Origin of the sequence: Pseudonocardia sp. Ae717_Ps2 (assembly GCF_001932475.1) — a bacterium.
GTDB lineage: Bacteria > Actinomycetota > Actinomycetes > Mycobacteriales > Pseudonocardiaceae > Pseudonocardia.
The window spans coordinates 4,684,476-4,698,253 of the sequence record NZ_MCIS01000001.1 but is presented as its reverse complement, the minus strand read 5'-3'; the positions used below and the strand labels follow the sequence as shown (position 1 = coordinate 4,698,253).

Genomic DNA, 13,778 nt, shown 5'->3' with positions numbered 1-13,778 from the left:
CACCCGTCCGACCAGGAATGATCGGCGCGCGCCCGAGGGGTGCGTGCACGCGAGGAGGACACGTGGCGAGCGAGACCGGCGCCGTCCGGGTGGCACTGCTGGGCTGCGGCACCGTCGGCACCGAGGTGGTCCGGCTCATCACCGAGCAGGCCGACGAGCTGGCCGCGCGGGTGGGGGCCCGCATCGAGCTGGCGGGGGTCGCCGTGCGGCGACCGCACCGGCACCCCTGGCTGACCGAGAACTTCCCGGACCTGGTGACCACCGACGCCGGCGAGCTCGTGACGCGCGACGACGTCGACGTCGTCGTCGAGGTCATCGGCGGGATCGAGCCGGTCCGCGGCTGGCTGCTGGAGGCGCTCAAGTCCGGTCGCTCGGTCGTGACGGCGAACAAGGCGCTGCTCGCCGAGGACGGCCCGACGCTGGCCGAGGCCGCCGACGCCTCCGGTGCCGACCTCTACTACGAGGCCGCGGTCGCCGGGGCGATCCCGCTGCTCCGCCCGCTGCGCGAGTCCCTCGCCGGGGACCGCATCACCCGGGTCGCCGGCATCGTCAACGGCACCTCGAACTTCATCCTCTCGGCGATGTCCGCGGGCGGCACCTCCTACGTCGACGCGCTGGAGGAGGCGACCCGGCTGGGCTACGCCGAGGCCGACCCCAGCGCCGACGTCGACGGCTACGACGCCGCCTCGAAGGCCGCGATCCTGGCGTCGCTGGCGTTCCACACCCGCATCACCGCCTCCGACGTGCACCGCGAGGGCATGCGCGAGGTGAGCGCGTCCGACGTCGCGGCCGCCCGCAGGCTCGGCTGCACGATCAAGCTGCTCGCCATCTGCGAGCGCGTCGTCGCGGCCGACGGGGCCGAGTCGGTCTCCGCCAGGGTCTACCCGGCGATGGTCCCCGACTCGCACCCGCTGGCAGGCGTCGACGGCGCCTTCAACGCGGTGTTCGTCGAGGCCGAGGCCGCCGGCCAGCTGATGTTCTACGGCCAGGGCGCCGGCGGCGCGCCGACCGCCTCCGCGGTGCTCGGCGACCTCGTGGCGGTGGCCCGCAACCGGGTCGGCGGCGGCCGCGGGCCGCGCGAGTCGGCCTACGCCAGCCTCCCGGTGCGCCCGATCGGCGAGGTGCCGACGCGCTACCACGTCGACCTCGAGGTGGCCGACCGCGAGGGCGTGCTCGCCGCGATCGCCGGTGAGTTCGCGCAGCAGGGCGTGTCGATCGCCGCGGTGCGTCAGACCGGCGGCGTGAACGGCTCGGTGGACCGGGCCGACGGCTCGGACCGCAGCCAGGCCCGGCTGACGGTCGTCACGCACTCGGCGCCGGAGGCCGCGCTGTCGGCGACGGTGTCGGCGCTGCTGGACCTCGACCACGTCCTCGGCGTCGCCGGGGTGCTGCGGGTCGAGGGCCTGGGCCGCGCGGTGAGCGCACTGGGTATGGGCGAATGACCACCGACGAGGGATCAGGGAGTGGACCGGTCGTGACGGGCAGCGTGCGAGGAGTCCGAGGGCCCGCTTCCGGCCCCTTCGGTCTGGTGACCCAGGTGACCGGTGCGGTCGCGCCGCCACCGCCCGGCCAGTGGCCGGGTGTCATCGAGGCCTACCGCGACCGGATGCCGGTGCAGCCGGACTGGACCGTGGTGACCCTGGGGGAGGGCGGTACGCCGCTGCTCCCTGCCCCGCGGCTGTCCGAGCGGACCGGCTGTCAGGTCTACCTCAAGGTCGACGGCGCCAACCCGACCGGCTCGTTCAAGGACCGCGGCATGACGATGGCGGTCACCGCCGCGCTCGCCGACGGCAAGTCCAGCGTGCTGTGCGCCTCCACCGGCAACACCTCCGCGTCGGCGGCCGCCTACGCGACCCGTGCCGGGATGACCTGCGCGGTGCTCGTGCCGACCGGGAAGATCGCGCTGGGCAAGCTCGCCCAGGCCGTCGCACACGGCGCCCGGATCCTGCAGATCGACGGCAACTTCGACGACTGCCTGGAGCTGGCCCGCAAGACCACCGCCGACTACCCGGCGATCGCGCTGGTCAACTCGGTGAACCCGACCCGGATCGCCGGGCAGGCCTCGGCCGCCTACGAGATCTGCGACCAGCTGGGCCGCGCCCCGGACGTGCACTGCCTGCCGGTCGGCAACGCCGGCAACATCACCGCCTACTGGCACGGCTACCGCGGCTACCACGCCGACGGCATCGTCGACACGCTGCCGCGGATGTTCGGGTTCCAGGCCGCCGGTGCCGCCCCGCTGGTGCACGGCGCCCCGGTGAGCGAGCCCGAGACGATCGCGACCGCCATCCGGATCGGCGCCCCCGCCTCGTGGAAGGGCGCGACCACCGCCCGCGACGAGTCGAACGGGCGCTTCGCCGCCGTCACCGACGACGAGATCCTCGCCGCCTATCGGATGCTGTCCGCGCAGGAGGGCGTGTTCGTCGAGCCGGCGTCGGCCTCCAGCGTCGCCGGGCTTCTGCAGAGCCGGGAGAACGGCACCCTTCCCGCGGACTCGCTGGTGGTGTGCACGGTGACCGGGCACGGCCTCAAGGACCCCGACACCGCGCTGCTCACCGCGCCGGACCCGGAGATCGTGCCGATCGACCCCGGCGCGGTCGCGGCGGCGCTCGAGCTGGCCTGATGGGCCGCCCGACGCGGGTACTGGTGCGGGTGCCGGGGTCGACGGCCAACCTGGGCCCCGGCTTCGACTCCCTCGGCATGGCCCTGGCGCTGTACGACGAGATCGAGGTCGAGACCTTCGAGACGCCGGGACTGTTCGTCGACGTCGCGGGGCAGGGCTGCCGGCACGTCCCCCGTGACGAGCGTCACCTGGTCCTGCGGGCGATGCGCCTGGCCTTCGAGACGTTCGGCGGGGCGCCCGCGGGGCTGCGGCTGCGCTGTCTCAACGCGGTGCCGCACTCGCGCGGTCTCGGCAGCTCCGCGGCGGCCGCCGTCGCCGGGGTGACGGCCGCGGCCGTCCTGGCCGGGCGGGACCCGGAGCTGGAGCGCGACGCGTTGCTGCAGCTCTCGGCCGGGATGGAGGGCCACGCCGACAACGCCGCGGCCAGCCTGCTCGGCGGGTTCGTGGTGGCCTGGGAGGCCGCGGGGTCGGCTCGGCGCTTCCACGCCGAGAAGCTGGAGGTGCACCCCGACGTGCACCCGGTCGCCTGCGTGCCCGACGTCGAGTCCTCGACCAAGACCACCCGCGGGCTGCTGCCCGAGCAGGTCCCGCTGGCCGACGCCGCGTTCACCGGCAGCCGCTGCGCGCTGGCGGTGCTGGCGATGACCCGGCGGCCCGACCTGCTCATGGCGGCCACCGAGGACCGGCTGCACCAGCCCTACCGGCGCCCGGCGTACCCGTCGTCGCTGCGGCTGGTCGAGGCGCTGCGCGAGCACGGCGTGCCGGCCGCGATCTCCGGCGCCGGGCCGACGGTGCTGGCCCTGACCGGCGACGGCGCGCTGCCCGACGGCGTCGACACCGACGGTTTCGCGGTGCAGCGGCTGCCGGTCGACACCACCGGTGTGCAGGTCGAGGTCCGCTGATCCCGGTTCCGTGCCGGGAACGTGAGGTACGCGACCCCGTGGGTCGGCGCGTCGTCCGAGGGGGGTTGTTGCCGCCCCGGGGTGTACGGACTAGTCTCGACCGCGCATGGCGATCCACGCGACATCGGCGTAGTCTTGCGGCCGAGCCCGCTCGCCCGATCTCCTTTCTGAATTGGACTCGGAATCCCGAACGGGCGGCCTGACTCCCGCGACGTCGTCGTGGGACTCCATCTGTGAATGCTGCCGATACGGGGTCTCCGTATCGGCCGAGCGTGTGACATCCCCTGACCTGGACAGGTAACCGGGTCGGTCAGGAAGGAACTCTGTGAGCGAGACCGATCTCGCCGGTACCGGGACCGCGTCTGCCGAGGCGGCGCCCCGCCGACGCGGCGGCCTGTCCGGCATGGTGCTGGCCGAGCTGCGCCAGCTGGCCACCGAGCTGAACGTCCCCGACATCTCCGGCATGCGCAAGGGCGACCTGATCGCGGCCATCAAGGAGCGTCAGGGCGGAGCGGCGGCGGCCCCCGCGAAGAAGCCGAAGGCGAAGGTGGAGCCCGCTGCCGCCACCGGCTCCGACGGCGCGGACGCGTCGCAGCTCGCCCTCGGCGACACCGCCGCGGCCCCCGCCGGCAACGGCGCCGCTGCGCCGGCCGCCCCCTCGGCACCCGCCGAGCAGGCCGGTGACCAGGGCGGACAGTCTGCGGAGAAGGCCGAGGCCCCCGCGCCGCGCACCCGTCGTCGCCGTGCGGCGACACGGCCGGCCGGCGCCCCTGACGCCACCGCGACCGACGCCGCCTCCGGCACGTCGTCCGGCAACGGCGCGGCCCCGGCCGTCGCCGAGAGCGCCCCGGCCGCCGCGCCCGAGCAGGCCGCTCCGGCCGCGAGTGCGCCGGCGCAGGCCGAGAGCACCCCGGCCCCGGCCGAGGAGCGTCGCGAGGACGCCGACGGCGCCGGCCGTCGTGGCCGGACCCGCCGCCGCGGCCAGGGCGACGACAACGGTCAGAAGGACGCCGGTCCCAAGGACGCGCCGAAGGACACCCCGAAGGACACCGCGTCCGACGCGGGTCAGCGGGACGCCGGCCAGCGCGACGCCCGTCGCGACGCCGACGGCGACGACACCGGCTCCGACGGCGACCGCCGTCGCGGCCGCGGTGCCGACCGCAACACCGAGCGCAACACCGAGCGCAACACCGACCGCAACGCCGAGCGTGGCGGCGACCGCAACGGCGACGCCCGTGAGGACAACGGCCGCGGCAACGGCGCGAACGGCGACAACGGCCGTGGCGGACGCAACCGCGACGGCGACGACTCCGGGCGCGGCAACCGCAACAACGACCGGACCGGCGACCGCGGCGACAACCGTGGCGACCGGAACGGCGACCGGAACAACGACCGCAACGGCGACCGCGTCAACGACCGGAACAACGACCGGGGTGCCGACCGGAACGACTTCCGCGACGACGACGGCGACGACGGTGACGGCCGCGGCCGCCGCGGTCGCCGGTTCCGCGACCGCCGTCGCGGCCGGGACCGCGAGCGCACCGGTGGTGGCGCCGGCGGCGGCGTGGACACCGAGATCCGCGACAACGACGTCCTGCTGCCGGTCGCCGGCATCGTGGACATCCTCGACAACTACGCGTTCGTCCGGACCACCGGTTACCTCTCCGGCCCGACCGACGTCTACGTGTCGATGTCGATGGTCCGCAAGAACGGCCTGCGGCGTGGCGACGCCATCACCGGCGCCGTCCGCCAGCCCCGTGAGGGCGAGCAGCAGCGGCAGAAGTTCAACCCGCTGGTGCGCGTCGACTCGATCAACGGGCGGGACCCGGAGGCCGCGCGGAACCGGCCCGAGTTCACCAAGCTGACGCCGCTCTACCCCAACGAGCGGCTCCGCCTGGAGACCGACCCGTCGCAGCTGACCACCCGCGTGATCGACCTGATCATGCCGGTCGGCAAGGGGCAGCGTGCGCTGATCGTCTCTCCGCCCAAGGCGGGCAAGACGACGATCATGCAGAACATCGCGAACGCGATCACCACGAACAACCCCGAGTGCCACCTCATGGTCGTCCTCGTCGACGAGCGGCCCGAGGAGGTCACCGACATGCAGCGGTCGGTGAAGGGCGAGGTCATCGCCTCGACCTTCGACCGCCCGCCGGCAGACCACACCGCCGTCGCCGAGCTGTCCATCGAGCGGGCCAAGCGCCTGGTCGAGATGGGGCACGACGTCGTCGTCCTGCTGGACAACATCACCCGGCTCGGCCGCGCCTACAACCTGGCCGCGCCCGCCTCGGGCCGGATCCTGTCCGGCGGTGTCGACTCCACGGCGCTCTACCCGCCGAAGCGCTTCCTCGGCGCTGCGCGCAACATCGAGGACGGTGGCTCGCTCACCATCTTCGCGACCGCGCTGGTCGAGACCGGGTCCACGATGGACACGGTGATCTTCGAGGAGTTCAAGGGCACCGGCAACGCCGAGCTCAAGCTGGACCGGAAGATCGCCGACAAGCGGATCTTCCCGGCCATCGACGTCGGCGACTCGAGCACCCGCAAGGAGGAGCTCCTGATGTCGCCCGACGAGCACGCGGTGATGGTGAAGCTCCGCCGTGTCCTCGCCGCGCTCGACGACCAGCAGGCGCTCGACCTGGTGCTCAGCCGGCTCAAGAAGACCAAGACCAACATCGAGTTCCTGATGCAGGTCGCCAAGAACACCCCCGGCAAGGACGAGGACTAGTCCGAGCGGCGCCGTCCGGGCCCCGGTGGGAATTCCACCGGGGCCCGGATGGTTGAATGGACCGTCAGCTTCCCGGCACCGGTTCACCCTGGTCCTACCAGGGACCCGGCGGCCAACGATGAGGAGAGAGCCATGCGCGAGGGAATCCACCCTCAGTACGTCGACACCCAGGTCACCTGCGGTTGCGGCAACCAGTTCACCACCCGCAGCACCAAGAACAACGGCGCCATCAGCGTCGAGGTCTGCTCCGCCTGCCACCCGTTCTACACCGGCAAGCAGAAGATCCTGGACTCCGGTGGCCGCGTGGCCCGCTTCGAGGCCCGCTACGGGAAGCGCGAGCGCGCCGCCAAGTAGCTCCCGACACGGCGCCCGTCGCCTCGCCGCGTGCGAGGAGGCGGGCGCCGTTTCGCGTTCCCGTCCCAGCGCCTCGAAGGAGCCACCGATGAGCACGCAGTCGGTCGACGCCCTGCTCGACGAGCACGCCGAGCTGGAGCAGCGCCTCGCCGACGCGAGCGTCCTCTCCGACCAGGCGCAGGCCCGCAAGCTGGGCCGTCGCTACGCCGAGCTCGGGCCGGTCGTGCGCTGTGCCCGCGAGCTCGCCCAGGTCCGTGAGGACCGCGACGCCGCCCGCGAGCTGGCCGCCGAGGACCGCACCTTCGCCGCCGAGGCCGACGCCCTGGACACCCGTATCGTCGAGCTCGAGACCGAGCTGACCGAGCTGCTGCGCCCGCGCGACCCGCACGACGGCGACGACGTCGTGATGGAGGTCAAGTCCGGCGAGGGCGGCGAGGAGTCCGCGTTGTTCGCCGGTGACCTCGTGCGGATGTACACCCGCTACGCCGAGAGCCGTGGCTGGAAGGTCGAGGTGCTCGGTGCCACCCCGTCCGACCTGGGTGGGTACAAGGACATCACGCTGTCGCTGCGCAGCAAGGACCCGGTCGACGGGGTGTGGGCCGCGCTGAAGTTCGAGGGCGGCGTGCACCGCGTGCAGCGTGTCCCGGTGACCGAGTCGCAGGGCCGCATCCACACCTCGGCGGCGGGCGTCCTGGTCTTCCCCGACGCCGACGACACTCCCGACGTCGAGATCAACGACGCGGACATCCGGGTCGACGTCTACCGGGCGTCGGGCCACGGCGGGCAGAGCGTCAACACCACCGACTCCGCGGTGCGGATCACGCACCTGCCGACAGGCATCGTCGTGACCTGCCAGAACGAGCGCTCCCAGCTGCAGAACAAGGCCCGTGCGATGGACGTGCTGCGGGTCCGGCTGCAGGCGAAGGCCGAGGCCGAGGCGGCCGAGGCGGCCTCGGAGCAGCGCCGTTCGCAGGTCCGCACGGTGGACCGCTCCGAGCGGATCCGCACCTACAACTACCCGGAGAACCGGATCTCCGACCACCGGGTCGGGTTCAAGGCCTACAACCTGTCCGCGGTCCTCGACGGCCACCTGGCCGACGTCCTCGCCGCGCTGACCGCGGCCGAGCGTGCCGAGGCCATGGCGGGGGAGCAGGAGCAGGAGTGATGATCCCCCGCTCAGGTGATGCACCGGTCACCTGCGGTGTCCCCGCGCCCCGCAGCCGCGACACTGGACGCGTGACCGAGACGACGAGCCCGGCGGCCGGCAGCCGGCTGCCGCTCCGGGTGGCGATCGCGGAGGCCGAGCGCACCCTGGCGGCCGCCGGAGTCGCGTCCCCGCGCGTCGACGCGGAGCTGCTCGCCGCGCACGTGCTCGGCTCGTCACGGTCCACGCTGCTGATGACCCCGCTGGTGGACCCGCCGGTCGTCGAACGGCTGCAGGCCCTCGTCGCCCGCCGCGCCACCCGCGAACCGTTGCAGCACATCCTCGGCACCGCGGTGCTCGGCCCGGTCGAGGTCGCCGTCGGACCGGGGGTGTTCACCCCGCGCCCGGAGACCGAGCTGCTGCTGGAGTGGGGCCTCGCCGCGATCCGCGACGTGCACCGCCCCCGGGTGCTCGACCTGTGCACCGGGTCCGGCGCGCTCGCGCTGGCCTTCGCGGTGTCGCGGCCCGACGCCGAGGTGCACGCCCTCGAGGCCGACCCGTCGGCGCTGTCGTGGACCCGGCGCAACCTCGACGCGCACGTCGCCGCGGGCGGGCGCCCGGTGACCCTGCACGTCGCCGACGTCCGGTGGACCGACCTGCTCATCGAGCTGGAGGGTGCGGTCGACCTGGTCGTCTGCAACCCGCCCTACGTCCCGGACGGGACGCCGGTGCCGCCCGAGGTGGAGCGCTGGGACCCGCCCGGCGCGGTGTTCGGCGGTCCCGACGGCACCGAGATCATCCAGGCCGTCGTCCGCGGCGCCAGCGGATGGCTGCGGCACGGCGGACACCTCGCGATCGAGCACGACGACACCCACGGCGAGACGGTCCCGGCGTTGCTGCGCCGCCGTCGCACGCTGGGGGAGGTCACCGAGCACGACGACCTCACCGGTCGCCCGCGCTTCGTCACCGCCCGCCGCGTCCCCTGTCCCTGACCCGCGCGGACGTGAGCCGCCCCGCGGCTGCCCGCGGCGCGGTCGTATCCTCGCGAACCGTGAGTGCACCGCAGACCCAGCCGCTGTTCGACTGCAGCGTCCCCGCCGAGCGCACGCGTGGTCTGACCGCCGCCGCGCGCGCCGTCCGGGCGGGTGAGCTGGTCGTCCTGCCCACCGACACCGTCTACGGCATCGGCTGTGACGCGTTCAACGGCACCGCCGTGCGCGCGCTGCTCGCCGCCAAGCGGCGCGGCCCGGACATGCCGGTCGGCGTGCTGGTCGGCTCCTGGACCACCATCGACGGTCTCGTGTCGACGGTCCCGCAGTCCGCGCGGGCCCTGATCGAGGCGTTCTGGCCGGGCGAGGTGTCGCTCGTCCTGGAACACGCGCCGTCGCTGGCCTGGGACCTGGGCAGCACCCGCGGCACGGTGATGCTGCGCATGCCGCTGCACCCGGTCGCGCTGGAGCTGCTGCGCGAGGTCGGGCCGATGGCGGTGTCGAGCGCGAACACCTCGGGCAACCCGCCGGCGTCCAACGTGACCGAGGCGATCACCCAGCTGGCCTCGACCGTGCAGGTCTACCTCGACGGCGGCCCGTCCGGCGACCCGGTCGCCTCGACGATCGTCGACCTCACCGGCGCCCGTCCGCGCCTGCTGCGGGAGGGCGGGGTGACCGCCGAGCAGGTCGAGGAGGTCGTCGGCCAGGAGATCGACCGGGTCTGATCCGGGTCGCACGCGGGTGTGATCACGCCTGCACGGCCGCAGCCTGCGGGGATGGCAGCGGGTAGCGTGTCCCGGCGTGAGCGAGCAGACCTTCTGGGGACCGGACTTCCACGCACTGCAGCAGCAGGACCCCGAGATCGCCGGCGTCGTGCTGGACGAGCTCGAGCGCCTGCGCGGCGGACTGCAGCTCATCGCGAGCGAGAACCTGACCAGCCCGGCGGTGCTGGCCGCGCTCGGGTCGACGCTGTCGAACAAGTACGCCGAGGGCTACCCCGGCCGCCGCTACTACGGCGGCTGCGGCGTCGTCGACGTCGCCGAGAACATCGGCAACGCCCGGACCAAGGAGCTCTTCGGCGCCGAGCACGCCAACCTCCAGCCGCACTCCGGCGCGAGCGCGAACCTCGCCGCCTACGCCGCGTTCGCCAAGCCCGGCGACACCGTGCTGGCCATGGACCTCAAGCAGGGCGGCCACCTCACGCACGGCAGCAAGGTCAACTTCTCCGGCCTGTGGTTCAACGCGGTGTCCTACACCGTCCGGGAGGACACCGAGGTCATCGACTACGACCAGGTCCGTGACCTGGCCAAGCAGCACCAGCCGAAGATCATCATCGCCGGGGCGACCGCGTACCCGCGCCTGATCGACTTCGCGGTGTTCCGCGAGATCGCCGACGAGGTCGGCGCCAAGCTCATGGTCGACGCCGCGCACTTCATCGGCCTGGTCGCAGGCAAGGCCATCCCGTCGCCGGTGCCCTACGCCGACGTCGTCACCGCCACCACGCACAAGGTCCTGCGCGGCCCGCGCGGCGGCATGGTGCTGTGCCGTGCGGAGCACGCGAAGGCCATCGACAAGGCCGTCTTCCCGTTCTCCCAGGGCGGCCCGCTGATGCACGCGGTCGCGGCGAAGGCCGTCGCGATGAAGGAGGCGGCGCAGCCGGAGTACCAGGCCTACACCCGCCAGGTCATCGCGAACGCCCGGGCCCTGACGAAGAGCCTGGAGTCCGAGGGGATGCGCGCCGTCTCCGGCGGCACCGACAACCATCTCGCCCTGCTGGACCTGCGGCCCATCGGCGTCACCGGCTCCGAGGCGGAGACCCGCTGCGACCGCGCCGGCATCACGCTGAACAAGAACGCGATCCCCTACGACCCGGCGCCGCCGATGAAGCCGTCCGGCATCCGGGTCGGCTCGCCGAGCGTCACCACGCAGGGGATGAACGAGGCCGACATGGCCGAGGTCGGCGCCCTGCTGGCCCGCGCGGTCAAGGCCGAGCACGACACCGCGGCCGGCGACGCCGAGCTCGCCGACGTCGCGAAGGCGGTCACCGCACTCGTCGCGAAGGCACCGGCCTACCCTCGGGGGTGACCTGAGACCCACGGCGGAGGCGGAGAGGCGCTCGCGACGTGCCGACTGACCAGTTCACGTACGGACTCCCCGTCCGGGAGCTCCTGCTCGTCGGGCTGGTCGCCGCCGGCGCCACGCTGCTGCTGACCGGGCCGGTCCGGATGCTGGCGCTGAAGGTCGGCGCGGTCGCCTGGCCGCGGGGACGGGACGTGCACGTCACCCCGACCCCGCGGTGGGGCGGCCTCGCGATGTTCGGCGGGGTGCTGGCCGGGCTGCTGCTGTCGTTGCAGCTCCCGGCCCTGCGGCTGGCCTACTTCGAGCAGAGCACCGAGGTGGTCGGGGTCGTCGTCGCGACCGCGCTGCTGGTCGGCGTCGGGATGCTCGACGACCGCTACGACCTCGACGCCCTCACCAAGTTCGCCGCCCAGGTCACCGCGGCCGGGCTGCTGGTGCTCTACGGCGTGCAGTGGGTGACCGTGTGGATCCCCATCGGCGGCGAGTCCTTCCTCAGTGGCTCGCTGTTGCTGCTGGGGCAGGGGCAGTCGGTGCTCATGACGGTGCTGGTCACCGTGGTGCTGGTCAACGCGATGAACTTCGTCGACGGACTCGACGGGCTCGCCGCCGGCATCGGGCTGATCACCACGCTGGCGACCGCGGTCTTCTGCGTCGGCCTCATCAGCAAGAACGGCAACGACCCGGCCGCGTTCGTGCCCTCGCTGATCGCGGTGGTTCTCGCCGGGTCCTGCCTGGGGTTCCTGCCGCACAACTTCCACCCGGCCCGGATCTTCATGGGCGACACCGGGTCGATGATGGTCGGGGTCATGCTCTCCGCGGCGATCACGACCGCCTCGGGCCGGATCCCGCCCGACGACACGGCGGCCGGGAACATCCTGGCCCTGGTCTCCCCGGTCATCGTGCTGGTCGGGATCGTCTTCATCCCGTCGCTAGACCTGCTCATGGCGGTCGTACGCCGCACCCGGGCCGGGACCAGCCCGTTCAGCCCGGACAAGATGCACCTGCACCACCGGCTGCTGCAGGTCGGGCACAGCCACCGGCGCGCGGTGCTGCTGGTCTACCTGTGGGTCGCGGTGATCGCCTTCGGTGCGGTCGCGCTCGCCCTGGTCCCGCGCACCGGGCTGGTGCTCGCCGCGACCGGGATCGCGCTGGCGGTGGCGTTCGTGGCCTCGGCCGTGCCGCACCGGTCGCGGATGCGCAGCGCCTCCGCGGCGGCGTCCCCCGCCGGGGAGACGGCGATCGCCTCGACCGACGACCTGCCCACCCCGGACGTCGACGACCACCGGTCCAGCGGGAGCCCGACCACGGACGGTCCCCGCTCCGGCGGGAGCCCGGCCGCGACGGGCGCCACCGGCCATCGGACCGGCGCGAACGCAACCACGGACGGGCCCGCCGACCGTCGTTCGGCCGGGAGTCCGGCGGCGAACGGGGCCGGCGATCGTCGTTCCGCCGGGAACCCTGCCACGAACGGAGCCGCCGACCGTCGCCCGGGCGCGACCACGGCGGCGGACGCTGCCGACCGCACCGGGTCGCGGGGGCGTACCGCGCGGCCCGCGCCCGGACGGGTCGTGCCGGGTGGGAACCCCGCCGCCGGGCCCGAGCCGTGGCCCCGTGGCGTGCACCGTCCCGCGGGCGCCCGTGGTGCGGCCCGGGTCGGACCCGGCACACGGGCCCCCGCGACGCCCGTCGCGCCGGCGCCGCACGCCGCCGGCCCGCCCACCCCACCGCCCCCGTCGCGGCCGGTCCCGGTCCGTCCGACGATGCCGCGCACACCCGGCGGCCCGCCCGCACCGGACCCCGGGGCCCCCGGAGCTGCGGGCCCGCGGCCTGACGGCGCCCGCGGTCCGCAGCGCCCTCCGGGCGACGGGAACTCCGACGGCCATCGCGCCCGCCCCGTCGCGGCACCGGGGGAGCAGCCGACCGTCCCCACCCCGGCGCACCATCCCGGTCACGACGGCGACTCCTGACCGCCCGTCCCCGTCCGCCCTGGCCAGGGGCTCAGGTGTCCTCGGTCACGAACGCTGTCCGTCCCGCGGCGGTCGCGGCCGCCGGACGGACGGCCGCGACCGCAACGGTGTCGGCTGCGACCGGTGCCGGTGGGGACCGCGACGGTGCCGACCGCGACGGCGCCGGTCGAGGTGTCGGACCCGCCGGTTACCGTGTGCGCGGAGCCGTACCCGCTGGTGGGGCGGCCGGTGAGCCGGGAGGCGGACGCACCGTGTGGCGATGGGACCGCTGGGGAACCGTGGAGTACGACGGTCCCGCGCTCGGCCAGGCGCAGGTCGTACGGCGGCTGTCGGGGTCGATGGCCCGCGGTGCCGCCCTGGTCGGCGTGGCCACCACGGTGCTCTGCGCCGTCGGCGGGGCCATCGCGGCCGGGGTCCCCGGCCTGTCCGCGGCGGCGCTCGGCGGCCTGCTGGCCACCGGCTCGGCCCTGCTGACGCCGATGCTGATGCTGCGGACGACCCATCTCGAGCCCGGCGCTGTGATGCTGGCCGCATTCGGCGGCCTCGCGTTGAAGGCCATCATCCTCCTGCTCGCCCTGTTCACCCTCGGGGGTGGGCCAGGACTGCACCGCATGTCACTGGCCGTCACGATGCTCGTCGTCTTCATCACGACCACGGCGGCGGAGGCCTGGGCGGGGCAGAAGCTCCAGATCCTGATCGGCACCGATCCGGGGTCCACAGATGCCTGACCTGGGGTTCGACGACCGATTCGTCCGTTCCTGCGGTGCCAACGGAGGCGTCCACGGGGTCGGGCGGGAGCGTCCGGCGGATGACCGGGCGGCGACCCGCGGGCGTGTTAACGGTGAATCACCGGAGGCGGCCCGCCGGGCCCGATCAAGATCGTTTCGTCGGGCGAACGCGCTGGTGAGGTGGGTACGAGCCCCCGACGTCGTGTAGAAGTACGGCTGATAGCATCCGCCACGTAGGCGATGTGGGTGACTTCCGGTGTTTCG

11 protein-coding genes are annotated in these 13,778 nt (G+C 73.9%); all 11 read left to right on the top strand.

The genetic code is table 11. The features are described 5' to 3' along the window. The first annotated feature begins 62 nt into the window (after window positions 1–62). On the top strand, window positions 63–1,442 hold the full coding sequence (locus Ae717Ps2_RS21425) for a homoserine dehydrogenase (protein ID WP_020626020.1): 1,380 nt from the start codon (window positions 63–65) through the stop codon (window positions 1,440–1,442). 164 nt (window positions 1,443–1,606) lie between these two features. Continuing rightward, window positions 1,607–2,623: a threonine synthase gene (gene thrC, locus Ae717Ps2_RS21420; protein WP_233147795.1), complete on the top strand. Its 1,017-nt coding sequence runs from the start codon at window positions 1,607–1,609 to the stop codon at window positions 2,621–2,623. Continuing rightward, the gene (gene thrB / locus Ae717Ps2_RS21415) at window positions 2,623–3,525 is read left to right on the top strand and encodes a homoserine kinase (protein WP_020626022.1); all 903 of its coding nucleotides are present in this window, start codon (window positions 2,623–2,625) and stop codon (window positions 3,523–3,525) included. Before thrC ends, thrB begins: the two co-directional genes overlap by 1 nt. Window positions 3,526–3,850: 325 nt before the next feature. Then, window positions 3,851–6,253, top strand: a complete 2,403-nt coding sequence (gene rho, locus Ae717Ps2_RS21410) for a transcription termination factor Rho (RefSeq protein WP_075333823.1) — start codon at window positions 3,851–3,853, stop codon at window positions 6,251–6,253. Window positions 6,254–6,385: 132 nt separating this feature from the next. Next, a complete protein-coding gene (gene rpmE / locus Ae717Ps2_RS21405; RefSeq protein ID WP_020623493.1) occupies window positions 6,386–6,607 on the top strand; it encodes a 50S ribosomal protein L31 in 222 nt (73 codons plus the stop codon). Between the two features lie 88 nt (window positions 6,608–6,695). Then, complete coding sequence (prfA, locus tag Ae717Ps2_RS21400) at window positions 6,696–7,772, top strand: peptide chain release factor 1 (RefSeq protein WP_075310499.1); 1,077 nt, start codon at window positions 6,696–6,698, stop codon at window positions 7,770–7,772. Between the two features lie 71 nt (window positions 7,773–7,843). Further along, window positions 7,844–8,743, top strand: a complete 900-nt coding sequence (prmC, locus tag Ae717Ps2_RS21395) for a peptide chain release factor N(5)-glutamine methyltransferase (RefSeq protein ID WP_060713082.1) — start codon at window positions 7,844–7,846, stop codon at window positions 8,741–8,743. Window positions 8,744–8,802: 59 nt separating this feature from the next. Continuing rightward, window positions 8,803–9,465 (top strand): L-threonylcarbamoyladenylate synthase, encoded by a 663-nt coding sequence (locus tag Ae717Ps2_RS21390; RefSeq protein ID WP_020622279.1) that lies wholly within the window; start codon window positions 8,803–8,805, stop codon window positions 9,463–9,465. A 76-nt stretch (window positions 9,466–9,541) separates the two neighbouring features. Beyond that, window positions 9,542–10,825: a serine hydroxymethyltransferase gene (gene glyA, locus Ae717Ps2_RS21385; RefSeq protein ID WP_020622278.1), complete on the top strand. Its 1,284-nt coding sequence runs from the start codon at window positions 9,542–9,544 to the stop codon at window positions 10,823–10,825. Between the two features lie 38 nt (window positions 10,826–10,863). Continuing rightward, window positions 10,864–12,786 carry a hypothetical protein gene (locus tag Ae717Ps2_RS40480; protein WP_075310501.1) on the top strand — a complete coding sequence of 641 codons (1,923 nt, stop codon included), beginning with the start codon at window positions 10,864–10,866 and terminating at the stop codon, window positions 12,784–12,786. A 251-nt stretch (window positions 12,787–13,037) separates the two neighbouring features. Further along, window positions 13,038–13,514, top strand: a complete 477-nt coding sequence (locus Ae717Ps2_RS35385) for a hypothetical protein (protein ID WP_139318942.1) — start codon at window positions 13,038–13,040, stop codon at window positions 13,512–13,514. The last annotated feature ends 264 nt before the right edge of the window (window positions 13,515–13,778 follow it).